This is a genomic window from Arthrobacter sp. 9V (genome assembly GCF_902506065.1).
Lineage (GTDB): Bacteria > Actinomycetota > Actinomycetes > Actinomycetales > Micrococcaceae > Arthrobacter.
In genome coordinates this window covers 3,345,257-3,370,751 of sequence record NZ_LR732912.1, presented here as the reverse complement: position 1 = coordinate 3,370,751, position 25,495 = coordinate 3,345,257, and the positions used below count along the sequence as shown (strand labels likewise).

Genomic DNA, 25,495 nt, shown 5'->3' with positions numbered 1-25,495 from the left:
CCGCCGTCGTGTCCGCATGGGACATGACAAAAGGGGCAGGAAGGTTGGCAGCGCAAGTGGAAGAGAACACGGCAGCCGTGCCGCAGGAATCCCGCCAGCCATCAGCACACGATCTTGAGGTTTTGAGCCGCCAGTTGGGGAGGCCGGTCCGGGATGTTGTAGAGATCCCGGCCAGGTGCGTCTGCGGCAACCCCTTGGTGGCGGCTACGGCTCCCAGGCTCAGCAACGGAACCCCGTTTCCCACCACGTTCTACCTGACCCACCCGGTGATCACCTCCGCAGTGTCGCGGCTTGAAGCGGGCGGCCTGATGAACGAGATGAATGAGCGGCTGACTGCCGATCAGGAGCTCGCTGCTGCCTATCATGGAGCCCACGATGCCTACCTTCAGGCCCGCAATGAGATTGCGCACCGTTCCGGCACGGGAGCGGTGCCGGAGATTGACGGCATTTCAGCAGGCGGCATGCCTACCCGCGTGAAGTGCCTCCATGTTCTGGTGGGCCACTCGTTGGCTGCCGGTCCGGGCATCAATCCTCTGGGTGATGAGGCACTGGCCTCCATTACCGAGTGGTGGACCAAGGACCGTTGCTATTGCGACGGCGCCTGGGACACGGCCGGCGAGGCACCATCCCGGGACTTGAGCCGCCATGGTCCGCAGGGACTGCCGGAGATCGTGGGGCGTCCCGCGCCGGTACGGAAGCCGAAGACCGAGTCGGAAAACTTGCAGGAGGGCAGCGCATGAGCCGGGTGGCCGCCATTGATTGCGGAACCAACTCCATCCGTCTCCTCATTGCCGATGCTTCCCCGGAAACTTTGGAGAGGGATGCAACGGGTCCCCTGACCGACGTCGTGCGGGAAATGCGCGTGGTCAGGCTTGGCCAGGGCGTGGATGCAACGGGTGAGCTCGCTCCCGAGGCCCTGGAGCGCACGTTCGCGGCCGCGCGCGACTACGCGGAACTGATCAAGGAACACGGCGCGGGACGTATCCGCTTCGCCGCTACGTCGGCCACGCGCGATGCCAGTAACCGCCAGGTCTTTGTGGACGGCATCCGGGAACTCCTGGGAGTGCAGCCGGAGGTGATCTCCGGGGACGAAGAAGCTGCGCTGTCCTTCGCCGGCGCAAGCAGTGTCCTGCCCGCCATGGGGAATGATCCCATCCTGGTGGTGGACCTCGGCGGCGGCAGCACCGAATTCGTGCTGGGCGACTCCCGCGGAGTGATCGCGGCGCGCTCGGTTGATGTTGGCTGTGTCCGGCTCACTGAACGTCACCTTCGCAGTGATCCGCCCAGTGCTGCCCAAATCGCCGCGGCAGAGGCCGACGTCGACGCCGCGCTTGATCTTGCCGCGCAGACGGTGCCGCTGGACCGCGCCACGGCCGTGGTGGGCGTTGCCGGTTCCATCACCACCATCACCGCGCACGCACTTGGCCTGAGCGAGTACCAGCCCAACCGCATCCACGGTGCTTCGCTGGATCTGGAAACCATTACGGATGCGTGCACCAGCCTGTTGGAAATGACGCGGGACGAACGTGCCGCTCTTCCGTTCATGCACCCCGGGCGAGTGGACGTCATCGGCGCGGGCGCCTTGGTGTGGCGTCGTATCCTGGGCCGCTTGGCTTCGATCAGCAACGGATTCATCCGCGAGGCCGTGGCCAGTGAGCACGACATCCTTGACGGAATCGCCTTGAGTATCCGGGACGGCCAATGACATTGCGCCACCGACGCACCATCTCCGCTGCCCTTGCCACCGCACTGGCAGGCGGGGCGCTGGCAGGTGCGCTGATGTGGGCACCGGCCGCCAACGCGGACGCATGGCGGGACAAGGAGTACTGGCTCAAGGAATCAGGAGTCACCAACGCCTGGCAGGTGTCCAAGGGTGCTGGGGTGAAGGTCGCCATCATCGACAGCGGTGTTGACGGAAGCCACCCGGACCTCAAAGGCGTGGTGGTGGGTGGAACGGATGTCTCCGGTGCCGGTGCCCCCAACGGACAAAAGAGCATCGGTGCCAACACCGAGCACGGCACCCTGGTGGCCACCATGCTGGCCGGGCGTGGTCACCCGGCACCTGCGCCGCCCCCTTCAGCCTCGCCATCCGCTTCGGCGTCGCCTGCTCCCACGCCTCCGCCGCCAACCGCTCCGCCTGCCGGGGGACCGGACGGAATCACGGGAGTGGCGCCCGAGGCGGAGATTCTGGCCATCTCAACCTGGCTCGGCTCGCCCAACCCGGGCGGTAAAACAGACCAGGAACAGATACCGGAGGCTGTGCGCTGGGCGGTTGATAACGGCGCCAAGGTCATCAACATTTCGCTCGGGAGCACTTCGCCCGATTGGCCGCAGAGTTGGGACGCAGCGTTCCTCTACGCGGAGCAAAAGGATGTGGTGATTGTTGCCGCCGCGGGAAACCGGGTGGGCGGCAACGTCCAGGTTGGTGCCCCCGCAACCATTCCCGGCGTCCTCACGGTAGCCGGGCTGGACGGTGAAGGGCGCGCCAGCGTGGACTCCTCGTCCCAGGGCATCAGCATCGGCGTGGCTGCCCCTGCGGAGAAACTGGTGGGCGGTATCCCCGGAGGTTCGTACGCCGAATGGGCAGGCACGTCCGGAGCGGCCCCCATCGTTTCAGGTGTGGCAGCACTGATCCGTTCCAAGTGGCCGGAAATGAGCGCCACCCAGGTCATCAACAGGATTGTCAGCACGGCCAAAGATGCCGGCGCTCCCGGCAAGGACCCCATTTATGGTTACGGCATTCTCAATGCCGAGGCCGCGTTGAAGAATGACGTGCCCGTCACCGACTCCAACCCGCTGGGTTCCATCGGAGACTGGATCCGTGTCCACCGGCGGGGGGTCTTCAGCGAACCGGAACCGGCGCCCGTGGCAAGTCCAACCAGTGCCGCGCCTACGCTGGCCGATCCCACCGTACCTGTTGCAAAAACCCCGGCCACCATGGACGACGCCCTTCCCGCCGCCGTCGTACTTGGTTTTGGCGCGTTGTTTATTGCTTTGGTAGCCGGTGCGGCGATTCAGCTGCGAAGGATTTCAAAAAACCCGCCGGCAGTGCCCGAAGAGCCCGAAACGGGCGCCCTTTTGAAGGTGGATCCGCCCACCCGGACGTAGTTAGTGAAGATTTTCACAAAGTACGGTACTCTGGGGTTATGGCAACCACCCCAGAGCTCATTGACCGTCCCCGGGTTCTCGTCGTCGGCGGCGGCTACGTCGGCCTCTACGTAGCCCTCAAATTGCAGAAGAAGATCGCGAATGCCGGTGGCATCGTCACCGTCGTGGATCCACTGCCGTACATGACTTACCAGCCCTTCCTCCCGGAAGTTGCCGGCGGCAACATCGAGGCACGCCACGCCGTCGTCTCCCACCGTCAGCACCTCAAGCAGACTGAGCTCATCCAGGGCCGCGTCACCAGCATCGACCACGCAAACCGCACCGCAGTGATCGCCCCCTCGGATGGCGGCGAGAACTTCGAGATCCCGTACTTCGACGTCGTGATCGCAGCAGGCGCCATCACCCGCACGTTCCCCATCAAGGGCCTCGCGGACAAGGGCATTGGCCTCAAGACCATCGAGGAAGCCGTTGCACTGCGCAACAAGGTGCTGGAGCGCATCGAATCCGCTTCCACCATGACTGACCCCGCAGAACGCGCCAAGGCACTGACCTTCGTTGTTGTTGGTGGCGGTTTTGCCGGCATCGAGTGCCTCACCGAAATGGAAGACCTCGCCCGCGCCGCTGTGCGGAACAACCCCCGGGTTCGTCAGGAAGAAGTCCGCTTCATCCTGGTCGAAGCCATGGGCCGCATCATGCCCGAGGTCACCGCTTCGCAGGCCGAATGGGTTGTGGAGCACCTCCGCAGCCGCGGCATCGAAGTACTCCTCAACACCTCCCTGGACAGCGCCGAGGGCAACCTCAAGCTGATCAACCTCCCGGACAAGACCCCCGCCGGTGAAGTCGAATCAGACACCCTGGTGTGGGCTGCCGGTGTGCAGGCCAACCCGATGATTCGCTCCACCGACTTCCCGCTGGAACCGCGTGGCCGCGTCCGCGTCCTCCCGGACCTCCGCATTGCAGGGGACGAAGGCATTGTGGAGAACGCCTGGGCAGCCGGCGACATCGCCGCTGTGCCGGACCTCACGGGCAAGGGCCTGCCGGACGGCACCTGCGTCCCCAACGCCCAGCACGCACTGCGCCAGGCCAAGAAGCTCGCCAAGAACCTCTGGGCTTCCCGCTGGGACAAGCCGCTGCACGACTACAAGCACAAGAACCTTGGTGCTGTAGCAGGCTTCGGCGAGTGGAAGGGTGTTGCCAACATCAACCTGCTCGGCCGCATCGGCCTCAAGGGCGGCCTCGCGTGGCTGGCACACCGTGGTTACCACGGCATGGCTATGCCCACGGTGGAGCGCAAGTTCCGGGTGATCTTCGGCTGGATCCTGGCCTTCTTCGCCGGCCGCGACACCACGCAGCTGATGGACCTGGACAACCCGCGCGGTGCATTCGTTGCCGCTGCAACTCCGGCTCCCAAGCCCGCTGCCGCTCCGGCGCCGGTGGAAGCCAAGCCGGTTGCCGAGGAAGTCAAGACTCCGGTAGCTGCTGACGCAAAGTAGTACACGCCCGACGGCGGCTGTCCCCTTGAGGGGATGGCCGCCGTCGGCGTTTAACCAACACGCGTCCCGGCTGCCCCCTAGACTGTCCTCATGTCCGGTGAAACCGATGTGAAGACCCTCCTGGAATCCCTTCATCCCGTGGCCCGCGACGGCGAGTACGTGTATGCCCTGTGGCCGCACGGACGGCCATTGGAGGGCGGCATCGAGGCAGCCGTTCGGGAGGCCGAAGGCCTGACGGTTGTCCTCCACCGCGACGAAGCGGACTCCTTGGGTCTTCGCTATGACTTTGTGGCTACGTGGATCACGTTGCAGGTCCACTCTGCCCTGGAAGCGGTGGGATTGACCGCGGCGGTCAGTGCTGCGCTCACGCACGCGGGAATCAGTTGCAACGTCCTTGCCGGTTTCCACCACGATCACCTCCTGGTGCCATCGGCGGACGCGGACAGGGCCATGGAAGTCCTGCGGCTTCTGGCGCGTGGCGTGGTCCTGCGGACCGAGCGGCCTGAAGACCGGGCCGAGATCCTGGAACTCACTGCCCGGGCGTTTTCCGTCTCGCCGGTGACTGGTGAACCGGTCACAGGAATGCCCCTCGAAGTAGGGCTCTTGAAGGAGCTTTTTGAGTGCAGCGAGTACATCCCTGAGCTGAGCATCGTGGCGGAGATGGGTGGTGAGATCGTGGGCCACGCCATCAGCACCAGGGGTTGGGTGGACGATCTGGAGCTAGTCGGCCTGGGACCCATAGGAGTGCTGCCACCCTTCCAAAGGCGCGGAGTGGGTTCTGCGTTGATGCGCGAGACGGCGGCCCGCGCCACGGCCCTTGGCGAACCCGGGATCGCTTTGCTGGGCAGCCCTCTTTACTACCCGCGCTTCGGTTATGTTCCGGCCACCTCGTTGGGCATTGAACCGCCTGAGGCGATGTGGGGCGAGCACTTCCAGCTGCTGGCTTTGCCGGGATGGCCCGACGACGTCCATGGCACCTTCCGCTACGCCGGTCCGTTCAACCGGCTGTAGCTGGGATACCATGGTCCGGGCGCCCCAGTAGCCCAATTGGCAGAGGCAGCGGACTTAAAATCCGCGTGTTGTGGGTTCGAGTCCCACCTGGGGCACAGAGGCAAGGTGAGAGCTCTTTCTCCCTTCCAGTGCACGGTTCTTCTCTTCGGTGTCTTTTCCCAGCAAGCTCGTAGATTCCCCACAGGCAACGAGTGTTATAGGGATGTGACCTGAATCACTTATGTTCGCCGGGCAATTGCACTAGTTTGAGTCTTAATCAGGAACACCTGAGTAATCGCATCAAAGGCAGTTCGCACCTTTCGATCGAGGAGACAACGAATGTTTGATCTTTCCCCAGCGGCGCCCCGAGCCGCCAAGCTAACAGCGCTTGGCATTGGGGTCGCTCTCTTGGCCACAGCTTGTGGTGGGTCTTCGACGCCTACCCAGACTGGGTCTTCATCCGCCGCCGCGGCAGGTATCTCCTGCCCGGCACCGAGCGGCGGGGCGGGAGCCGGCAACAGCCAGGCTGCCACCAACACTGGACCTGTGCCTCCCTCGACCACCACCACGGCTACGCCGCTTAAGCTTGGATCGCTCCTGCCGACAACGGGGTCGCTGGCGTTCCTTGGCCCGCCCGAAATCGCGGGCGTCAACCTTGGCATCAAGGAAGTCAATGACGCCGGTGGCGTTTTGGGTGCCCCTGTTGAAGTGACCCACCGCGACTCCGGTGATACCAAGACCGACATCGCCACCCAGTCCACCACGGCCCTGCTGGGTCAGGGTGTGAGCGCCGTGATCGGTGCTGCCTCGTCCGGTGTTTCCAAGACGGTCATCAACCAGATCACCGGCGCCGGTGTCATCCACTTCTCGCCGGCGAACACTTCGCCTGACTTCACCACGTGGGACGACAAAGGCCTCTACTGGCGCACCGCACCCTCGGACGTCCTGCAGGGCAAGGTCCTCGGCAACTACATGGCCACCTGTGGCGCCCAGACCGTTGGCATGATCGTTCTTAACGACGCTTACGGAACCGGCCTGCAGAAGAACGTCAAGGAAGCCTTCGAGGCAGCCGGCGGCAAGGTTGTTGCTGAAGAACTCTTCAACGAGGGCGATTCTCAGTTCAGCAGCCAGGTGGACAAGGTCCTCGCAGCCAAGCCGGATGCGATTGCACTGATCACCTTCGACCAAGCCAAGAGCATCGTTCCCCTGATGACGGGCAAGGGCGTCAAGCCCACGCAGCTGTTCATGGTTGACGGCAACACCTCGGACTACAGCAAGGACTTCCAGGCAGGCACCATGAAGGGCGCACAGGGCACCATCCCCGGTACGTTCGCCAAGGACGCCTTCAAGAAGAAGCTCCTCGCGATCGATCCCGCCCTGAAGGATTACAGCTACGCAGGCGAGTCCTACGACGCCGTGAACCTGATCTCGCTGGCCTCTGAGGCAGCCAAGAGCACCAAGGGAACGGACATCGCAGCCAAGCTCAAGGAAGTTTCCGAAGGCGGCGAGAAGTGCACCGACTTCCCGTCCTGCGTCACCTTGCTCCGCCAGGGCAAGGACATTGACTACGACGGCCAGTCCGGTCCGGTAACGTTCTCCGATGCCGGTGACCCCACCGAGGCATACATCGGTATCTACGAATACCAGGACGACAACACCTACAAGCCGGTCCGCGAAGAGTTCGGCAAGCTCTAAGCTGAACGCAGTCTAGACCGCAGTTGGTAACGGGTCCCCTTCCTCACAAGGAAGGGGACCCGTTCTGCGTTGGCCATCGACGTCCCACCCCATGCGTTGCGGGGCCCGCTCTGCGGGCTTGGGAGTGGGTTTGGGGCGCAGAGCGGGCCCCGCAACGCGTCCTTGGACTGTTGCCCGGGGGAAGGTTCGACGACGGCGCAGCGGGGGTTCCGCCGTCGTGACTCTTCTACGGACCGTGCGCGGCCTGTGTCTCCACCACCTACTTTGACTCCGCGGCCTGCCTGACACGCCGCATTCCCAGGGTGTCGGGCCGAGCTTGGGCCCAAAGAAGGTGATGGTGGCCCGGCTTGCCGTGTGACGAACCGACTCCTGTCCCACCCCATGCGTTGCGGGGCCCGCTTTGCGGGCTTGGGAGTGGGTTTGGGGCGCAAAGCGGGCCCCGCAGCGGCAGCACGAAACCAAGCCCGCACAAGGGAAAGGAGGGGCCCAGGGATGCGATCCCGTGGCCCCTCCTGTGCGTGCCTGTGTAGGTGCGCCTAGACTTCGTCCGCCAAGGTACCCAGGTACAGCTGAATAACCTTGGGGTCCTTCATGAGCTCACGCCCTGTGCCGGTGTACGCGTCCTTGCCCTGGTCCAGGACGTAGCCGCGGTCGCAGATCTGCAGGCAACGGCGGGCGTTCTGTTCCACCATGATCACCGAGACGCCGGCACGGTTGATCTCGTGGACACGGAGGAACGTCTCGTCCTGCTTGACGGGGGAGAGGCCTGCCGACGGCTCGTCGAGCAGCAGCACAGCCGGATCCATCATCAGTGCCCTGCCCATGGCCACCATCTGGCGTTCGCCGCCGGACAGGGAGCCTGCACGCTGGGCACGCCGCTTTCCCAGTTCGGGGAAGAGGCTGGTCACAAAGTCGAAGCGCTGGGAGAAGTCTTTGGGCCGTTGGAACATGCCCATTTGCAGGTTCTCTTCAATGGTCAGCGTGGCAAAGACGTTGTTGGTCTGCGGCACGAAGCCCACGCCCTGGGTCACCAACTTGTTGGCCTTCAGCCCCGTGAGGTCCTCGCCGCGGACCACCACGGTGCCGGAGTGAACCTTCACCAGGCCGAACATGGCTTTCAGGAGCGTGGACTTGCCGGCGCCGTTCGGCCCGATGATGCCGATGAGTTCGCCCTTGCGGGCCTCGATGCTGCAGCCGTTGAGGATGTTGACGCCGGGAATGTACCCTGCCACCAGGTTGGTGACCTTGACCACCGAGTCGGTGTCGGGGGCAGCTGCCGAGGCGGGCATTGCGCTGGTGCTGCTCATTGTCCGTCCTCCTTCTTGGTTTCTACGATTTCGGACAGGATGCCTGCGTCTTCGGTTCCCACGACGGACTCTTCGTCAGCTTCGAGTTCTGCCTCGAGCACCTTGATGCCTTCGGCGTCGCCAAGGTCCACATCATGGTGGGCGCCGAGGTATGCGTCGATGACAGCGGGGTTCTTCATGACTTCCCCTGGAGGTCCTTCGGCAACAACCTTGCCTTCTGCCATAACAACAACCCAGTCAGCGATGTGGCGGACCATGTTCATGTCGTGCTCCACGAACAGCACGGTCATGCCCTCCGCTTTGAGGTTCTTGATGTGGTCCAGCAACGACTGCGTCAGGGCGGGGTTCACACCGGCCATGGGCTCATCCAGCATCACCAGCTTGGGCCTGACCATCAAGGACCGCGCCATCTCCAGGAGTTTCCGCTGGCCACCGGAAAGGGATGCTGCGTAGTCGTCCTTCTTGGTATCTAGCTTGAACTTCTCCAAGAGGAGGTTGGCTTGGGCTGTGATTTCCTTCTCGCGGCCTCCCCACATGCCCTTGAACAGTGCCTTGGAGAGCCGTTCACCTGGCTGGTCGGCAGCGCCGAGCCGCATGTTTTCCATGACGGTCAGCTTGCCCATCACCTTGGTTAGCTGGAAGGTGCGGACCATGCCCATGCGGGCCACTTTGTAAGAGGAGACGCCGGCCAGGCTGTTGCCTTCAAATTGCCACTTGCCCGTGTTGGGAGTGTCAAATCCGGTGAGCAGGTTGAACAGGGTGGTCTTGCCGGCACCATTGGGGCCGATCAAAGCGGTGATCTTGTGGCGGGGGATCTCAAGGTATTCGACGTCCACGGCGTTGATGCCGCCAAAGGAACGGGTGACGTCCTCTGCCACCACAATGGGATCCCGCTTCTTGCAGCCGGGAGTGTTTTCCCCGACGGCGATGGGCCGCGAATCTGTCATGTAGTCGATATTTTCGGTGTTGCGTTCGTTGGTCTCACTCATGCGAAAGCAAGCTCCTTCTTATTGCCGAAGACGCCTTGCGGGCGGAAGATCATCAGGAGCATCAGCGCAACACCCACCAGGATGTAGCGCAACTGGCCGGCCTGGACTGTAGTCAGCCAGGTGACCACCCCTGATTCGATGAGGCCGTAGAGCAGGCTCTGGGTCAGCGAGAGCACTACCCAGAAGATCATGGCCCCAATGACCGGCCCCAGGACCGTGGCCATGCCGCCGAGCAGGAGGCAGGTCCACAGGAAGAACGTCAGTTCCGTGCCGTAGTTGGATGGCTGGACGGCGCCGCGGGGGAGTGTGAAGATCATGCCGGCCAAGGCGCCCAGTACGCCACCAATGATCAGTGCCTGCATCTTGTAGGCGTACACGTTCTTGCCCAGCGAGCGGACAGCGTTTTCGTCCTCCCGGATGCCCTTCAGGACGCGACCCCAAGGGCTGCGCATCAGGAGCCACACCAGGAGGCAGCACACGATCACCAAGCCCCAACCGACCACGCGGATGAAGAAGTCGCGGTTGTTCATGCCCATGTAGGACCCCTCGGGGAAGGGGTTCATGGCATAGAAGGTGTTCTCAAACGCTGCAAGGCCGTTGGCGGAGCCCGTGACACTGGTGAGCTGGTTGGTGGTAACCACATAGCGGACAATTTCCGCCGCTGCGATCGTGACGATTGCCAGGTAGTCGGCCCTAAGCCGCAGAGTGGGGATGCCGAGGATGAAGGCGAAGATCACCGAACAGAGAACAGAGATGATCAAGGCCAGGAAGAACGGGGCGTCGAAACTCAGGGTTGAGATGGCAAAACCGTACGCGCCGACGGCCATGAAGCCGGCCTGGCCGAAGTTCAACAGGCCTGAGTAGCCGAAGTGCACCGCGAGGCCCAAAGCGGCAAGTGCGTAGGCCGCCGTCGTCGGGCTGAACAATTCGCCAAGGGCGCTGGAGAAAATAAATCCGAAGTCCATGGCCCGCTCCTAACCCACACGCTCACGCCGGCCGAGGATACCCTGCGGTCGGAACAGAAGAACAACAATCATGATGAACAGGGCCCCGACGTACTTGAGGTCGGCGGGGAGGCCGAACACGGTAGTCAGTTCCACGAAGATGCCGACGACGATCGAGCCGATCAGGGCACCGAAGACGGTCCCCAAACCACCCAGCGTCACACCGGCAAAGATGAGCAACAGGATCTGCGAACCCATGTCGAAGGTGACCCCTGGCCGGTAGTACGCCCACAGGATGCCACCGAGGGAAGCCAGGACACCGCCCACGATCCACACGATGCGAATAACGGAGTCGACGTCGATGCCTGAGGCGGCTGCCAGAGCGGGGTTGTCCGCCACGGCGCGGGTTGCCTTGCCCAGGCGGGTCTTCAGCAGGACGATGCCGATCAGTGCGATGACCACGGCGCTGATAATCAGGGACCAGAGGTTGTTCGGGGAGATGGACACAGGCCCGATCTGGATCTCTGCGCTCTGCGCGCCGGGCAGCTGCTGTGTTGCGCCCCCGAAGAAGAACTGGATGACGTAGCGGATTGCCAGGGCCAGGCCAATGCTGACGATCATCATGGGGACCAGGCCGGAGCCGCGCTTCCTCAGCGGCCGCCACAGCCCTGCATCCTGGACATAGCCGAAGAGGCCGCCGCCCAGCAGGGCAAGCAGGATCGCCAGCCAGAAGGGGAGACCGAAGGCGTTGAACATGAACACCAGTACTGCACCCAGAGTCACCATCTCACCGTGAGCGAAGTTGGTCAGGCCGGTGGTTCCGAAGATCAGGGAGAGGCCAACCGCGGCGAGTGCAAGGAGGAGACCAAAACTCAGGCCCGCAACGAGGCGATTGAGGAGGTTTTGGCCAAAGTCCTGTTGCTGGATCACGATGCCCTTGCCAAAGGCGAAGATCACCGACAAGTTGGACGTCTGGCTGAAGGTGACGTCCCGGGGATTGTCCTGGCCTTCAGCCAGAGTGATGCCCTCCGGCAAGGTGGAGGTGTCCAGCTCGATGGTGTAGGTGCCCTGGACGGGAACGCCGATGGTCCAGGCGCCGTTGGCTCCGGAGGTGGCTTCACCTTCAAATCCGTTGCCTGTGGCCTTGATCTTGACGCCGGGTATGGGGGCCCGGGCATCGTCGCGGAGGAATCCGCTGATGTTGTTCTGGAAAGACGTCGATGACGGCGAAGGCGAGGGGGTGGTTGCCTGTGCCGATGGGGCGGCGATCAACAGAGCGGTGATGAGGGCTGCGAACAGCGCCCCCACAACTCTCTGCAGTCCCTTGGACCGTCTCATGGACGGGTCGCGCAGTGTGCTTCTCAAAATGGAAACCTCCACAGTGGGGGTGGTCCCGGCTGCGCCATTGCAGCCGGTGCGAACGGTCATGGGGCTTGTGAACAGTTCTTGCCTAGCTGCCTCGTTTGTGATCTAAGTCACCCATGTGTGGCCTATGTTACCGCCCGGGGGAGGTAATGAATGCCCAGTTGGGGGCTGTGAAGATCGCGATCGGGTAACAACTGTGAAGCTATAGACAACTAGTGATGTAGCAAGACTTAAGTAAGCCTTTGTTGTTTGACGGTGCTACTAAACGTTTCGGCGAAGCCACTCCTCGGATTTCGTGTCACGGTTGAGTTTCGTCTCCGTGAACAAGGGAACTTTCCCTGCCGGGCGCACGTGGTAATTGGTACCGTGAATTATCACTAGCCCTTTTTCAGGAGGACACCCGCAATGGCACTTGGCGGAAACCCAGTCTTCAACGGAAAGAATTTCCGTGGAGCAAAGCAGGCCCCGCCTGTACCGCAAAACCAGTACGGCCAGCAGTTCAACCAGGCACCCGGCCGTGCACCGAGCCAGGTCATGGACGGACAGGCAGCATGGTCCGCCCAGCAGCAGAACATGACCAATGAGCAACTGCAGCAGATGTACAACCAGCCTGCTGCGGGCCCCGCCGATACCGGCCGCATGACCTATGACGACGTCATCATGAAGACCGTCGCCTGCCTCGTGGTACTCATCATCGGCGCAGGTGTGACGCTCTTCGTGGCGCCCGCCCTCTCCACCATGCTCATGATCGTTGGTGCTCTGGGCGGATTCGTCCTGGCGCTGGTCAACACGTTCAAGAAGCAGCCTTCACCGGCCCTGATCCTGGCCTACGCCGGCCTCGAGGGCCTGTTCCTCGGTGGCCTTACCCGCATCCTGGATGGCATGTACCCGGGCGTCGGCCTTCAGGCTGTCATCGGTACGCTGGCAGTCTTCGGCGTCACCCTGGTGCTCTTCAAGAGCGGCAAGGTCCGCGCCACCCCGAAGATGATGCGCTTCTTCCTGATCGCCACCATCGGCTACGCAGTCTTTGCCCTGATCAACATGGTGATGATGTGGACCGGCGCTGTGCAGGAGCCCTTCGGCCTCCGCACCAGCGTTGAGATCTTCGGCATCCCGCTGGGTGTCTTCATCGGCATCCTCGCAATCGGCCTGGCAGCGTTCTCGCTGATCATGGACTTCACCAGCATCGAGCAAGGCGTCCGCGCCGGCGCCCCGGAACGATACTCCTGGGTTGCAGCATTCGGCCTGACGGTCACCTTGGTTTGGCTCTACGTCGAAATCATCCGCCTGCTGGCAATCCTGCGGGGCGACGACTAGTTACAACAGCTCCACGCAAAGAATGCCCCCGAAGGGATTCGGGGGCATTCTTGTATCCCGGAGGGGTAGCGCCAGTGCTAGCTCAAGCGCTCCAAGACCACTGCCATGCCTTGCCCGCCACCAACACACAGAGTGGCCAGCCCAAGACTTCCATCGCGTTCCTTGAGCCCGTTGAGCAAAGTGCTGGTCATCCGCGCACCGGTCATGCCGAAGGGGTGGCCCAGGGCGATGGCGCCACCATGGACGTTGAGCTTGGCGGGATCGATTCCCAGTTCACGGGCGCTCGCCACTACCTGCACGGCGAAGGCTTCATTGAGCTCCACCAGATCGATGTCGTCCATGGTCATCCCGGCCAGTGCCAGGGCCCTTCGCGTGGACTCCACCGGCCCCATGCCCATGAGCTCGGGGGAGAGCGCGCTGACGCCTGTTGAAACCACGCGTGCCAGTGGTTGCAGGCCGAATTCGCGGGCACGAGTGTCGCTCATGACCACCACCGCTGCGGCGCCATCGTTCAGGGGGCAGGCGTTGCCGGCCGTGACCGTCCCGTCCGTGCGGAAGACGGGCTGCAGGGCGGATACTGCTTCGAGGGTCACGCCTGCGCGGGGTGAATCGTCCTTGTTCACCACAGTGCCGTCCTTGCGCGTATACGGTGTGATGTCACGGGCATAGAACCCCGACGCGATGGCAGACTCGGCGCGGTTCTGGCTCAGGACAGCCCACTCGTCCTGCTCAGCCCTGCTGATGCCGTAGCTGGTGGCCACGTTTTCGGCCGTTTGGCCCATGGAGATGTAGATATCGGGCAGCCGACCCCCAAGCCGGGGATCGGTCCAGGGGATATTGGACGCTGCGCGGGAGGCAGTGCGTTGGGCCGCCGCCTCGAAGAGCGGGTTGTGATTCGAGGAATCAATCTCGCCGGCGCCCGCCCAGTCCCGGTACCTGGACACACTTTCCACTCCGGCGGCGACTACCGCATGGGCTTCTCCGGCTTTGATGGCATGGAAAGCCATGCGCAAGGTTTGCAGGCTTGATGCGCAGAAACGGTTGATGGTGGCCGCGGGGACGCGGTCCAGTCCTGCGAGGACAGCCACTACCCGCGCCATATTGGATCCGGCCTCACCGCTGGGTTTGGCGCAGCCCAGCAGGAGGTCGTCCAGTCCCTGCCCGTCGTCAGCTCCGGGATCGAAGCCCGGAACTCTTGCGAGAGCGGCCTGCACCATGGCAGTGGCCAGGTCATCCGGACGTTCGTCCTTGAGGGAACCCTTGAAAGCCCGGCCAATAGGGCTTCTTGCAGTAGAAACGATGACAGCCTCAGTCATGGCCCCATGGTACGCCCGGCATCCTTGGGGAGGCCGCGCGCTCGCATCAGAAGGCGAAAACGCGTCAGGCCAGGCGAAGGGCTCCTGCGGCCGGGGTGACGGTGAAGATGTCCGGGGCAACGAAGCCCGCCGCTGCGAAGGAACGCACGACGGCGTCCCGCACCTGTTGTTCCTGGCCCACCGGAGTCAGCGCAATGGTTGAGCCACCGAAACCGCCGCCGGTCATACGCGCGCCAATGGCGCCGCTGGCCCGGGAGGTGTCCACGGCAAGGTCGAGTTCCGGGCAGGAGATCTCAAAATCGTCGCGCATGGAAACATGGCTGGCATCCAGCAATTCTCCGATGGCTGCAGGACCGGCAGCACCCAGGGTTTCCACCGCCTGGAGGACCCGATCATTTTCCGTCACCACGTGGCGGACCCTCCGGAGGGTGGTTTCGTCCAGCAATCCCGACGCTTCCTCCAAGCGCTCCACGCCGACGTCGCGCAGTGCCTTGACGCCAAGAACCTCGGCACCCAACTCGCAGGATGCACGGCGGGAGGCGTAACCGCCGTCGGCGTGGGAATGAGACACCTTGGTGTCGATGACCAACAGGACCAGGCCGGACGCTTCTGCATCGAAGGGGACCAGCTCCACATGCTGGTCCCGGCAGTCCAGGAACACTGCGTGCCCCTTGGCGCCGCGTAAGGACGCGGACTGGTCCATGATGCCCGTGGGTGCGCCCACGAACACGTTCTCGGCGCGCTGGGTTGCCAGCACCAGATCCTCGGCGGCCAGACCTGCGCCCGTCAGCTCGTTGAGGGCAGAGATGACGGCGCACTCGATCGCGTGAGACGAGGAAAGCCCGGCCCCGGAGGGGACGTCGGAATCAAGCAGAAGATCAAAGCCGGGCACCGTGATGCCACGTTCCTTGAGCGCCCAGGCGACGCCCAGCGGGTAACGCGACCAGCCCTCACCGGATCCGGGTTCGGAGGCCGCAAGGTCAGCTTCCACTACGCCGTGGCCACCGAAGGTGGACAGCATGCGGACCTTTGAATCGTCGCGGACACGCAAGGCCACCTTGGCTGTTTTGTCGATGGCGAAGGGCAGCACAAAGCCCTCGTTGTAGTCAGTGTGCTCACCGATCAGGTTGACGCGGCCCGGTGCCTGCCACACGCCGTCGGCTGCTGCGCCGAACGTTTCCTGGAAGCGGGCGGCGAGGACGCCGGCCTGGGTGGTGCTGCTCATGCTCGGATGCCTTCCTGGGTGGTGTTCGAAAGAGTGGGGGCCACGCTGCGCAGCCGCTCTGCCACTGCTTCGGGCGTGGTGTCGTTGATGAACGCTCCCATGGCGGCCTCGGAGCCGGCCAGGTACTTGAGCTTATCCGCAGCGCGACGAGGGGAGGTCAGCTGCAGGTGAAGCTGACCTGCGGGGCGAAGGACAGGGTCCAACGGCGCCTGGTGCCAGGCAGAGATGTATGGCATGGGGGTGGGGTAGAGGGCGTCGAGCCGCTTCAGCAGGTCCAGGTAGACGTGGGAGAGCTCATCGCGCTCTTCGCCCGTCAGTGCCGCAAGATCCGGGACGCTCCTATGCGGAACGAGGTGAATTTCCAAGGGCCAGCGCGCCGCGAAGGGCACGTAGGCGCTGAAGTGCTTGGCCTCCAGGACCATGCGGCTGCCGTCCTCGCGTTCTGCCTTGAGGAGCGAAGCCCCGAGCGTTTCCTTCGCATCGACGTCGTCGTAGTACTTCCGGGCTACCGCACCCAGCTGGGCGGCGCGCGGAGTTACATAGGGATACGCGTAGATCTGGCCGTGCGGGTGGTGCAGGGTGACGCCAATGTCCGCGCCGCGGTTCTCGAATGGAAACACCTGCTTGATGCCGGGGAGGGCGCTCAGTGTTTCAGTCCTTTGGGCCCACGCTTCGATGACTGTCCGCGCACGCGTTTCGCCCAGTTCAGCGAAGGAGCCGGTGTGCTGGGGAGTGAAGGCAACAACCTCGCAGCGGCCGTATGCCGCGCCCTTGAGGTTGTGCCCGGGGTGTCCAGGGTCCGGGAGCGCGGGAATGTCGCCCAGGGCCGGGCCCAGCGAGGGGAAGCGGTTTTCGAAGACCACAACGTCATAGTCGGCTGCCGGGATTTCAGAGGGGTTCGCAGCTGTGGTGGGGCAGATGGGGCACTGGTCCGCCGGGGGAAGGTGCGTGCGCGTTTGGCGATGGGCGGCAACGGCTACCCAGTCACCGGACAGAGCGTCATAGCGCACCTCACCCGGCTCTCCACGGGCGGGAAGCTTGCGGTGGTCCACCAAGGAATCCGGTGTTCGCTCCGGAGTGCCGGGGTCGTCAAAGTAGATCAGCTCTCGGCTGTCCGCGAGGCGGGTGCTGGTGATGCGGCTCATAGGTACATTATTCCACAAGTGATCAAAAGCGCATAGTTTCTAACAAAAGCTAACATTTTGCTCATGGCGGCGTACGTCAATGAAGTACGGTATTGCCATGCCTGCCTCTCCATCGCCTGCCCATGCGGCCCACCCATCAGAGTCCCGCCGCTTCGCCACGGGTCGCCAGTTCGAACTCCGCCGCGAAGATGCGCTCGCAGTCATCACCGAGCTCGCAGCCGGCCTGCGGCTCTACTCCAAGGGCGGGGTCCAGCTGACGGAAAGCTACGACGACGATCAGATCCCGCCAGGTGCCACGGGCATTACCTTGGCGCCGTGGGCAAACCGCGTAGAGGACGGCGTCTGGTACCTGGAGGGCAAAAAGCAGCAACTCGACATCACCGAGGCCTCACGCAACAACGCCAGCCACGGACTCTTGCGCAACACAGGGTACGCGCTGGTGGACGAATCCGAATTCTCCGTGACGCTCGAAGCCACGGTCTTCCCTCAGCACGGCTACCCTTTCCTTGTGCGGCACCGGGTGCGCTATGAACTGGACCAGAACCTGGACCTTCGCGTTTCGCAGACGTTGATTAACGATTCCCAGCGCAACGCCCCCTTTGTCCTGGGCGCACACCCGTACCTGCGCATCGGCGATGTGGCCCCCGAGGACTTGGTCCTGACCGTCCATGCCGGTACCCGGCTGGTGGCGGACGATCGCCTGATCCCGCGCAGCACGGCTCCCGCCGACGCCGGGTACGACTTCTCCGGTGGTGCCGGTGTGGGCAGCTTGCTGGTGGACGTGGCCCTGACGGACCTGAGGTTCGACGGCGGCACGGCGCGCCATACGCTGTCCGCACCGGATGGCCGCAGCGTGAGCCTTGAACAGGACGAGAGCTGCCGGTACGTCCACGTCTTCGTCACTGACACTTTCCCCGGCCGCTCCAAGGCCGTGGCCCTCGAACCCATGACCGGGCCGGCCAACGCCTTCAACAGCGGTGATGGGCTCCGCTGGTTGGAGCCCGGCGAGGCGTTCACCATGAACTGGGGGATCACCGCAGCGCTCTAACCGGCTCCTCCGGCTCGTCCGGATCGTTGGTCTCGGAAGCGCTCGGGAATCACCCGGAATGGCTCGGAAACGTCCCGGAAGTGAGAGCCGGTTTCCCATACGGCGCGCCCTACGGAATTATGGGTTCATGACGCCAACACCGGACGCCAAAACACGTTCTGACCGCCAAATTGCCGAAGACATCCCTTATGGGGTGCGCATTGCCGCAGCCTGGTCCTGGCGGGCAGGCCTGATCCTGCTCATGATCGGTGCCCTCGTCTGGCTGCTGGGCAAAGTCAGCTTCCTCATTATCCCGGTGATGGTTGCCGCGCTGTTGGCCGGCCTGCTGCACCCGGTAGTGGCGTGGCTCCGCAATCGCAAGGTTCCCAACGGGGCGGCAGTCGCCATCACGGTGCTGGGCTTCATTGGTGTGATCGGGGGTGCCCTCGCGCTGGTGGGCAGGCAACTGGTTACGGGCTTTGGCGCCCTCTGGCAAGAGGCATTGGCAGGGATCCAGCAGATTCAGACCTGGTTGGCTGATGGTCCGCTGCACCTGACCGCAGACCAGATCGACCAGTACATTTCCGACGGCGCAAACGCGCTGCAGAACAACAGCAGCAGCATCCTCAGTGGCGCACTGTCCTTCGGCAGCACCGCCGGCCACTTTGCTGCCGGACTTGTCCTGGCACTGTTCATCCTCATCTTCTTCCTTCTGGAAGGACCCAGGATCTGGGCTTTCATGGTTCGTCTCCTGCCCAAGAGCGCACGGAGGGCTACCGACGGTGCCGGGCGTCGCGGCTGGACTTCAATGGTCAGCTATGTGCGGATTCAGATGTTCGTTGCATTCGTCGATGCAGTCGGCATCGGCGTAGGCGCGGCCATTATTCAGGTCCCCTTGGCTCTTCCGTTGGCTGTCCTGGTCTTCATCGGCTCGTTCATTCCGGTGGTGGGTGCCTTGGTTACCGGTGCTATCGCGGTGCTGCTCGCCCTTGTGGCCAACGGGCCCATCAACGCCCTGATCATGCTGGCAATAGTCCTGGTGGTCCAGCAGCTGGAAAGCCACATCCTGCAGCCGCTGGTCATGGGCAAAGCCGTGGCACTCCATCCAGTGGCTGTGATCCTCTCGGTTGCTGCAGGCTCATACCTTGCCGGTATACCCGGGGCCTTGTTCGCAGTCCCGCTGCTCGCCGTAGTAAACACGGCAGTTCGCTACATTGCAGGCAGGACGTGGGAACATGATGAAGGATTGGGCGGCGTGGAACTCCAACCGGCTGCCGCTTCGGCGGGGCAGGACGGCGACGCAAACTTCAAGGAGATCCACCTCCCACGCGAATCCCGCCTCGGCAAAGGCGTCGCCGGCAAGACCAAGGCTTCGGGGAGCACCTCTGTTGAGGAGCCCCAAGCCGACACCAACAAAGGAGAATAGTCAGTGAATACCCTCGAAACCCTGCCCGTCACGCTGGACGATGTCCTTAAGGCGCAGGAGTTGCTTGAGGGCATTATTACCAAGACTCCTGTGGAGTCGTCCCGTGCGCTGGGCAGCCTCGTGGGCGGCAACGTCTTTTTCAAGTGTGAGAACCTGCAGCGTGCAGGCTCCTTCAAGGTTCGCGGCGCGTACGTGCGCATGGCCCGGCTGACCGAGGAAGAAAAGAAACGCGGCGTAGTGGCGGCATCAGCCGGTAACCACGCTCAGGGAGTGGCAGTAGCTGCCAAGAGCCTGGGCATCAACGCACGCATCTACATGCCCCTCGGCGTGGCCCTGCCCAAACTCGCCGCCACCAGGAGCCATGGCGCTGAAGTCGTACTGCACGGCCACAACGTGGATGAGGCACTGGCGGAAGCACAGCGTTACGCCAACGAGACGGGCGCGGTGTTTGTCCACCCCTTCGACAACGTGGACGTTGTTGCCGGACAAGGCACCATCGGGCTTGAAATCCTGGATCAGATCCCCAACGTGGACACCATCCTCATGGGCGTGGGCGGTGGTGGGCTGTTGGCCGGTGTAGCCGTGGCCATCAAGGCCAGGGCCAAAGAACTCGGCCGCGAGATCAGGGTCATCGGGGTGCAGGCAGAAAATGCTGCCGCCTACCCGCCGTCTCTTGCTGCTGATGCGTTGGTACCGCTGAAGAAGGTCACCACCATGGCTGACGGCATTGCCGTAGGACGTCCCGGGCAGTTGCCTTTCAGCATCATCCGTGAGCTTGTGGACGATGTTGTCACCGTCAGTGAGGACTCACTCGCCCGGGCCCTGATCTTCCTCCTCGAACGCGCCAAAATGGTGGTTGAGCCGGCAGGTGCAGTGGGAGTAGCCGCGCTCATGGACGGCAAGATCGAAAACCCGGGGAACACCGCCGTCGTGCTGTCCGGTGGCAACATCGATCCCATGCTGATGCTCAAAGTCATCCAGCGCGGTCTCTCCGCCGCCGGCCGCTTCATGACGGTCCGGATGATGCTGGATGACCGACCGGGTTCGTTGGCCACCATTGCCCGGATCATCGCTGAAAATGATGCCAACGTCACCGGGCTGGACCACACCCGTTTGGGTGGTTCCATCAGCATGGGTGACGTCTCCATCACCATCAACCTGGAAACCAAGGGCCATGAACACGGCGAGCAGGTTCTCGGCGCACTGAGGGCCGAGGGCTTCCAGCCGATCGTGGTGCACTGACGGGAGGGGCGCCCATGGTGCTTGGAATGCCTGAAGGGTCAAAGGAAGAGGCAAAGGAATCGCTCGCTGGCCGGGCGAAAGGCGGGTTGCTCTTCATGGGCGGATTCGTCATCCTGCTTTACGTCATCGAGATCCTCAACACCCTGATGCGCCATGGGCTCAACTCAACCTTTGGCCTGCGCTCCCGCTCGCTGGACGGCGCGCTGGATATCCTCACCTTTCCGCTGCTGCACGCAAACCTGAACCATCTGCTGTCCAACACGCTGCCGTTGATCATCTTCGGCTTCCTGGTGTTCCTGTCCGGACTCCGGGTGTTCATCACAGCGTTGGCTTTCAGCTGGCTGGGATCAGGGCTCACGGTGTGGCTGATCGGCGGGGGAGGAGTGACAGTGGGAGCGTCCGGACTGGTCTTCGGTTTCTTCGCCTTCCTGCTGGTGCGGGGGTTCTTCAACCGCAACTGGTGGCAGATCCTGCTCTCCGTGGTCCTGTTCATGGCCTACGGCAGCATCCTGTTTGGCGTGCTGCCCACGGTGTTGGGCTATATCTCCTGGCAGGCGCACCTCGGCGGGGCCATAGGCGGCGTGGTGGCTGCCGTTCTGCTGCGTCCCAAACCCAAACCCGCAATCCTCCGACCCAACTGAGGGACAGCACCTGCTCTATTCAGTGCTCATTGGAGCATGTGCTGTCCCCTAGTTGGGTGAATGCGACCCAGTTGGGTGCGCACACGAAAAACGCCGGCCCACCCCGGGAAGGGGTGGACCGGCGTCGTGAATTCAGGCCTGATGAGCCGTTGCTTAGGCGGCGTAGGGCTTGGCGGAGACGATCTCCACCGGGATTTCCTTGCCGTTGGGGGCGACGTAGCTCAGGCTGTCGCCTTCCTTGTGGCCAATGATGGCGGCACCAAGGGGCGATTTTTCGCTGAAGACATCAAGATCGGAGTCTCCGGCGATTTCGCGGGAGCCCAGCAGGAACGTCTCTTCGTCACCGGCGATGCGGGCAACAACCAGCATGCCGGGCTCGACGATTCCGTCATCGGCAGGAGCCTCGCCCACGTGGGCATCACGCAGGAGCGCGGTGAGCTGGCGGATGCGGGCCTCGATCTTGCCCTGCTCTTCCTTGGCGGCGTGGTATCCGCCGTTTTCCTTGAGGTCGCCTTCCTGGCGGGCAGCTTCGATCTTCTGGACGATTTCCGCCCGGCCAGCGCCGGAAAGGTGGTCCAGCTCAGCCTGCAAGCGGTCGAAAGCTTCCTGGGTAAGCCAAGCCGCAGTGGCGCTATTGGTGGTAGACACGGATTTCTCCTCTAGATCTGACAATGCAAAAAGACCCCGCCGAGTTGGCCACTCGTGAATCCAGTAACCAACTTAACGGGGTGAAGGTTTCATCCATTGTAGTAAATCCTTTGGACGAACCCAAACCGGATGAGTCCTCGCTCACACGCCTGTTATTTGCCGCTGTCCACGATCCAGCAGTTATCCACCACTCCGGAGACGGCCGGGGATTCGGTCCTGAGGACAGTCCGCTGCATGGTGGTGCTGCCGCCGTCGGGATCATCCTGGGGATCGTTGGGCCCGATTTCCACTACTTTCCAGCCCACCACCGCGAACTTGGAATCCAAGGCCTTTATGGCACATTTGGCTGTGGCGCCGGGGTATTTAGTGACCTGGTAGTCAACCTCTGCCTGGGTGTCGTCCACGGTGCTGTAACCAATGTCCTTGAACGTGACAGGAGCTTGGGCGGAGCCCGTTGCCACGTAAGCGGCGAACCCAATCCCAAGGACCAGGGCGCCGACGACGATGTTCCGCTTGGTCTTGCGCGTCATGGCGCGCTTTTGACCGCCGTAACGATTGGCTAGGCTGGAGCTTGCCGGTACTTGGGTGGCCGATAGGTCCTCTGAAGTCACCCATCCAGTTTAGTGCCGATCCCGGCGCCCCAGCACCGCCACCAAAGCTCGATCCATGAAAGAGGAGCCGTCACGTGACAGCGTCCAGCAGTTCCGACCAGCAGCTGCGGCTGCTCGCCGTCCACGCCCATCCGGACGATGAGTCCAGCAAGGGCGCAGCAACCATGGCGATGTACGCCGCTGCCGGAGTGGACGTCATGGTTGCCACCTGCACGGACGGTTCGCGCGGCGACATCCAGAACCCCGCCATGGAAGAGGCGCCCCACCCCAAGCGGGACATGGCCGGCGCCCGGCGCCTTGAGATGGCCAATGCCGCCGCCGTTCTTGGAATCCAACAGCGTTGGCTGGGCTTTGTGGACTCAGGTCTTCCCGAAGGCGACCCCCTCCCGCCGTTGCCGCCGGGATGCTTCGCCTTGCAGCCACTGGAGCGGGCCACGGCACCCTTGGTCCGGCTGGTCCGCAACTTCAAGCCTCACGTCATCCTCAGCTATGACGAAAACGGGGGCTACCCGCACCCGGACCACATCATGGCCCACAAGGTTGCGGTTGAAGCCTTTGAGGCTGCAGGCGATCCTGGACGGTACCCCGGCATGGGTGAACCGTGGACTCCCGGCAAGCTCTACTACGACCGCGCCTTCAGACCGGAGCGCTTCCGTGCGCTGCATTTCGCGTTGGAAGAAGCCGGCTTGCAGTCCCCGTACGCCGAACGGCTTGCTGCCTGGCTGGAAGCCGACGCAGAAGGTCACACTCCACCGGGGGCAGGACACCAGACCACCACCCAGGTTGATTGCGGTGACTTCTTTGAAGCCCGGGATGACGCGCTGCGTGCACACCGGACGCAGATTGACCCCCTTGGCTTCTTCTTCGCAGTATCCCCGGATCTGCAACGGACGGCCTGGCCTTGGGAGGACTACACCCTGATCAAGTCCAACGTCCCTTCCGAGCTGCCGGAGAAGGATCTCTTCGCGGGGATAAGATAGGAAAGCGGTAGTTTCTATCGCTCGTAGAAATTGCCGTGAGGCCGGCCGGCATACGGCCACGCGCTGCCGGACGGCACGCATCAGCTCCCATAGAAGGTTTGAAAGTGCATCACTTGATTCTTGCCCTGACCGTCACTCCGTCGCCCGATCCCACGGGCACGCTGCGGCCCGGCCTGTCCGAGGATCAGGTGACGCCCGGGACATGGGGCTTCGTCCTGACGGCCTTCATTGTGATTCTGACCACGTTCTTGATCGTGGATATGGTTCGCAGGATCCGCCGCGTCCGCTATCGCGCACAGGTGGAGGAGGGGCGCCTGGCAGCCGAGGCGGGCGACACTGCAGGGGAAGGCAACTCTGCTGATAACGACGACGACGGCGCTCCCCGCGCCCGCTGAACGCGCGGAACCGCTGATCTGTCCGGAACCGCCGGTGACAAGCCGGAGCCTTAGCTCAGCACTGCCATCATGATGGCCGCGAAGTGCGCGGCGAACGCCAGCACGGTAAAGGCGTGGAAGAGTTCGTGGAAGCCGAAGTGCCGGAGGCTGAAGTTCGGTTTCTTGATGGCGTAGAACACCGCGCCTGCGATGTACAGTGCGCCGCCGACGCAGATGAGTATGGCGGCCGGGGCGTTGGCGGCGAAGAACTGGGGAAGATAGAACAGTGCGCCGCAGCCCAGTGCGATGTACACCGGTACGTAGAGCCAGCGGGGCGCGTGTGTCCATAAAATCCGGAAGAGAACGCCCACTATGGCGCCGGACCACACCAGCCAGAGCAGGGTCACCGCCTGTGAGCGCTCCAGCAACGACCATGCCAGGGGCGTATAGCTCCCGGCGATCACCAGCATGATGTTGGTATGGTCCAGCCGTTTGAGCAGCATCCGGACCTTCGGGGACCAGTTGCCCCGATGGTAAACGGCGCTGACTCCAAACAGCAGGAAGCCCGTTACGGCATAGATAGCTAAGGTGATTTTGCGGTCGGGGGTAGGGGCCACGGTCACCAGGACAATCCCTGCCGCGAGTGCAAAAGGGGCAGCGACGGCGTGGATCCAGCCACGCCAGAGGGGCTTGGTTTCGAGGAGCTCAGCCATGGGACAAGAATAACTTACGTTTCGGTAAGTTACCCATTGGTAACAAATAGTAGGGCGAATTTGACCGGTGACTGCACCGGCCCGGCAGTTCGGGACGGTAGCCTTGGATGTGCGCCGTCGTCGTACAAGCAAGGAAGTCAGGTGAGAGTCCGGTGGAGCTGCCCGGTTTCCTCTACGGCTTCTACGAGCGCAAGTTGCTGCGCTCCCTCAAACAAGACAGAATCCCCGGCCATATTGGCGTCATGGTGGACGGGAACCGTCGTTGGGCACGGCAGTTCAACGCACCCACCAGCCAAGGACACCAAGCCGGCGCAGACAAAATTCACGAATTCCTCGGCTGGTGCCAGGAACTCGGCGTCAAAGTAGTAACCCTCTACATGCTCTCCACGGACAATATGAGCCGCTCCGGTGAAGAACTGGACCTCCTCATGGGCATCATCGCCAACACCATGGACCGGCTCGACGAAGACGAAGACGTTTCCGTGCACGCCATGGGCGCACCGGAACTCCTGCCGGACTACCTCGCTGAACGGCTCAACAAACTGACCGCCCGCACCCCCGTTCATGAAAAGATCCACGTGAACGTGGCCGTGGGCTACGGCGGACGCCGTGAAATCGTCGACGCCGTGAGGGAACTCCTCCACGACGCCGACGCAAAGGGACGCAAGATGTCCGAGGTCGCAGATGAACTTTCAGTGGACGACATCTCAAGGTTCCTTTACACGCGTGGCCAACCCGATCCGGACCTCGTCATCCGCACCTCAGGCGAGCAGCGGCTCTCCGGCTTCCTGATGTGGCAGAGCGCCTACAGCGAGTTCTACTTCTGCGAAGCCCTCTGGCCCGCGTTCCGCAAGGTCGATTTCCTGCGGGCGCTCAGGGACTATGCCGGGCGCCAGCGCCGCTTCGGCACGTAATCGCCGCCCCGGTTCACGAGGAATT

24 protein-coding genes and 1 tRNA gene are annotated in these 25,495 nt (G+C 63.0%); 15 read left to right on the top strand and 10 right to left on the bottom strand.

Annotated features, from left to right (window positions below):
• Positions 1 to 56 precede the first annotated feature (56 nt).
• The 7 genes from BACI9J_RS15415 to BACI9J_RS15385 all read left to right on the top strand — a co-directional run bounded on the left by BACI9J_RS15415 (position 57) and on the right by BACI9J_RS15385 (position 7,286).
• Positions 57 to 740, top strand: a complete 684-nt coding sequence (locus BACI9J_RS15415) for a DUF501 domain-containing protein (RefSeq protein WP_201296590.1) — start codon at positions 57 to 59, stop codon at positions 738 to 740.
• Positions 737 to 1,705: a Ppx/GppA phosphatase family protein gene (locus tag BACI9J_RS15410; RefSeq protein ID WP_159735154.1), complete on the top strand. Its 969-nt coding sequence runs from the start codon at positions 737 to 739 to the stop codon at positions 1,703 to 1,705. The genes BACI9J_RS15415 and BACI9J_RS15410 overlap by 4 nt, the downstream gene beginning before the upstream one ends.
• Positions 1,702 to 3,108, top strand: a complete 1,407-nt coding sequence (locus tag BACI9J_RS15405) for a S8 family serine peptidase (RefSeq protein ID WP_159735153.1) — start codon at positions 1,702 to 1,704, stop codon at positions 3,106 to 3,108. The genes BACI9J_RS15410 and BACI9J_RS15405 overlap by 4 nt, the downstream gene beginning before the upstream one ends.
• Positions 3,109 to 3,146: 38 nt before the next feature.
• A complete protein-coding gene (locus BACI9J_RS15400) occupies positions 3,147 to 4,601 on the top strand; it encodes an NAD(P)/FAD-dependent oxidoreductase (RefSeq protein WP_159735152.1) in 1,455 nt (484 codons plus the stop codon).
• 90 nt (positions 4,602 to 4,691) lie between these two features.
• Positions 4,692 to 5,612 (top strand): N-acetyltransferase, encoded by a 921-nt coding sequence (locus BACI9J_RS15395; protein ID WP_159735151.1) that lies wholly within the window; start codon positions 4,692 to 4,694, stop codon positions 5,610 to 5,612.
• Positions 5,613 to 5,633: 21 nt separating this feature from the next.
• A tRNA-Leu gene (locus tag BACI9J_RS15390) sits at positions 5,634 to 5,707 on the top strand.
• 223 nt (positions 5,708 to 5,930) lie between these two features.
• Positions 5,931 to 7,286: an ABC transporter substrate-binding protein gene (locus tag BACI9J_RS15385; RefSeq protein ID WP_159735150.1), complete on the top strand. Its 1,356-nt coding sequence runs from the start codon at positions 5,931 to 5,933 to the stop codon at positions 7,284 to 7,286.
• A 536-nt stretch (positions 7,287 to 7,822) separates the two neighbouring features.
• Here the strand turns inward: BACI9J_RS15385 and BACI9J_RS15380 are convergent.
• Genes BACI9J_RS15380 through BACI9J_RS15365 form a run of 4 tightly spaced genes read right to left on the bottom strand, consistent with a single transcriptional unit; the run spans position 7,823 to position 11,954 of the window.
• Positions 7,823 to 8,593 carry an ABC transporter ATP-binding protein gene (locus tag BACI9J_RS15380; protein ID WP_159735149.1) on the bottom strand — a complete coding sequence of 257 codons (771 nt, stop codon included), beginning with the start codon at positions 8,591 to 8,593 and terminating at the stop codon, positions 7,823 to 7,825.
• Positions 8,590 to 9,582, bottom strand: coding sequence for an ABC transporter ATP-binding protein (locus BACI9J_RS15375; RefSeq protein ID WP_159735148.1), 993 nt, complete (start codon positions 9,580 to 9,582; stop codon positions 8,590 to 8,592). Before BACI9J_RS15375 ends, BACI9J_RS15380 begins: the two co-directional genes overlap by 4 nt.
• A complete protein-coding gene (locus BACI9J_RS15370) occupies positions 9,579 to 10,547 on the bottom strand; it encodes a branched-chain amino acid ABC transporter permease (RefSeq protein WP_159735147.1) in 969 nt (322 codons plus the stop codon). Before BACI9J_RS15370 ends, BACI9J_RS15375 begins: the two co-directional genes overlap by 4 nt.
• Positions 10,548 to 10,556: 9 nt before the next feature.
• A complete protein-coding gene (locus tag BACI9J_RS15365; protein WP_159735146.1) occupies positions 10,557 to 11,954 on the bottom strand; it encodes a branched-chain amino acid ABC transporter permease in 1,398 nt (465 codons plus the stop codon).
• A 342-nt stretch (positions 11,955 to 12,296) separates the two neighbouring features.
• Here BACI9J_RS15365 and BACI9J_RS15360 point away from each other — a divergent pair, with 342 nt between their 5' ends.
• The gene (locus tag BACI9J_RS15360) at positions 12,297 to 13,208 is read left to right on the top strand and encodes a Bax inhibitor-1/YccA family protein (RefSeq protein ID WP_159735145.1); all 912 of its coding nucleotides are present in this window, start codon (positions 12,297 to 12,299) and stop codon (positions 13,206 to 13,208) included.
• 77 nt (positions 13,209 to 13,285) lie between these two features.
• On the opposite strand, the gene BACI9J_RS15355 is transcribed toward BACI9J_RS15360, so the two are convergent.
• The 3 genes from BACI9J_RS15355 to galT form a co-directional block, all read right to left on the bottom strand.
• A complete protein-coding gene (locus BACI9J_RS15355) occupies positions 13,286 to 14,524 on the bottom strand; it encodes an acetyl-CoA C-acetyltransferase (protein WP_159735144.1) in 1,239 nt (412 codons plus the stop codon).
• 64 nt (positions 14,525 to 14,588) lie between these two features.
• Positions 14,589 to 15,749, bottom strand: a complete 1,161-nt coding sequence (galK, locus tag BACI9J_RS15350; RefSeq protein ID WP_159735143.1) for a galactokinase — start codon at positions 15,747 to 15,749, stop codon at positions 14,589 to 14,591.
• Positions 15,746 to 16,894, bottom strand: coding sequence for a galactose-1-phosphate uridylyltransferase (gene galT, locus BACI9J_RS15345; RefSeq protein ID WP_159735142.1), 1,149 nt, complete (start codon positions 16,892 to 16,894; stop codon positions 15,746 to 15,748). Before galT ends, galK begins: the two co-directional genes overlap by 4 nt.
• Positions 16,895 to 16,991: 97 nt before the next feature.
• Here galT and BACI9J_RS15340 point away from each other — a divergent pair, with 97 nt between their 5' ends.
• The 4 genes from BACI9J_RS15340 to BACI9J_RS15325 all read left to right on the top strand — a co-directional run bounded on the left by BACI9J_RS15340 (position 16,992) and on the right by BACI9J_RS15325 (position 21,230).
• Positions 16,992 to 17,942, top strand: a complete 951-nt coding sequence (locus BACI9J_RS15340; RefSeq protein ID WP_236558709.1) for an aldose 1-epimerase family protein — start codon at positions 16,992 to 16,994, stop codon at positions 17,940 to 17,942.
• Positions 17,943 to 18,069: 127 nt separating this feature from the next.
• Positions 18,070 to 19,347 carry an AI-2E family transporter gene (locus tag BACI9J_RS15335; RefSeq protein WP_159735140.1) on the top strand — a complete coding sequence of 426 codons (1,278 nt, stop codon included), beginning with the start codon at positions 18,070 to 18,072 and terminating at the stop codon, positions 19,345 to 19,347.
• A gap of 3 nt (positions 19,348 to 19,350) precedes the next feature.
• The gene (gene ilvA / locus BACI9J_RS15330) at positions 19,351 to 20,589 is read left to right on the top strand and encodes a threonine ammonia-lyase (protein ID WP_159735139.1); all 1,239 of its coding nucleotides are present in this window, start codon (positions 19,351 to 19,353) and stop codon (positions 20,587 to 20,589) included.
• Positions 20,590 to 20,603: 14 nt separating this feature from the next.
• Positions 20,604 to 21,230 (top strand): rhomboid family intramembrane serine protease, encoded by a 627-nt coding sequence (locus tag BACI9J_RS15325; protein ID WP_159735138.1) that lies wholly within the window; start codon positions 20,604 to 20,606, stop codon positions 21,228 to 21,230.
• Between the two features lie 153 nt (positions 21,231 to 21,383).
• Here the strand turns inward: BACI9J_RS15325 and greA are convergent, their stop codons facing one another.
• Complete coding sequence (gene greA, locus BACI9J_RS15320; protein WP_159735137.1) at positions 21,384 to 21,878, bottom strand: transcription elongation factor GreA; 495 nt, start codon at positions 21,876 to 21,878, stop codon at positions 21,384 to 21,386.
• A 152-nt stretch (positions 21,879 to 22,030) separates the two neighbouring features.
• The gene (locus tag BACI9J_RS15315; protein ID WP_159735136.1) at positions 22,031 to 22,489 is read right to left on the bottom strand and encodes a DUF4307 domain-containing protein; all 459 of its coding nucleotides are present in this window, start codon (positions 22,487 to 22,489) and stop codon (positions 22,031 to 22,033) included.
• 74 nt (positions 22,490 to 22,563) lie between these two features.
• Between BACI9J_RS15315 and mca the strand changes: the two genes are divergently transcribed.
• Together mca and BACI9J_RS15305 are read left to right on the top strand one after the other, a co-directional pair.
• The gene (gene mca, locus BACI9J_RS15310; protein WP_159735135.1) at positions 22,564 to 23,469 is read left to right on the top strand and encodes a mycothiol conjugate amidase Mca; all 906 of its coding nucleotides are present in this window, start codon (positions 22,564 to 22,566) and stop codon (positions 23,467 to 23,469) included.
• A gap of 104 nt (positions 23,470 to 23,573) precedes the next feature.
• The gene (locus BACI9J_RS15305; protein WP_159735134.1) at positions 23,574 to 23,864 is read left to right on the top strand and encodes a hypothetical protein; all 291 of its coding nucleotides are present in this window, start codon (positions 23,574 to 23,576) and stop codon (positions 23,862 to 23,864) included.
• 50 nt (positions 23,865 to 23,914) lie between these two features.
• Here the strand turns inward: BACI9J_RS15305 and trhA are convergent, their stop codons facing one another.
• A complete protein-coding gene (trhA, locus tag BACI9J_RS15300; protein WP_159735133.1) occupies positions 23,915 to 24,556 on the bottom strand; it encodes a PAQR family membrane homeostasis protein TrhA in 642 nt (213 codons plus the stop codon).
• A 107-nt stretch (positions 24,557 to 24,663) separates the two neighbouring features.
• Here trhA and BACI9J_RS15295 point away from each other — a divergent pair, with 107 nt between their 5' ends.
• On the top strand, positions 24,664 to 25,470 hold the full coding sequence (locus tag BACI9J_RS15295; protein ID WP_159735132.1) for an isoprenyl transferase: 807 nt from the start codon (positions 24,664 to 24,666) through the stop codon (positions 25,468 to 25,470).
• Positions 25,471 to 25,495: the final 25 nt, after the last annotated feature.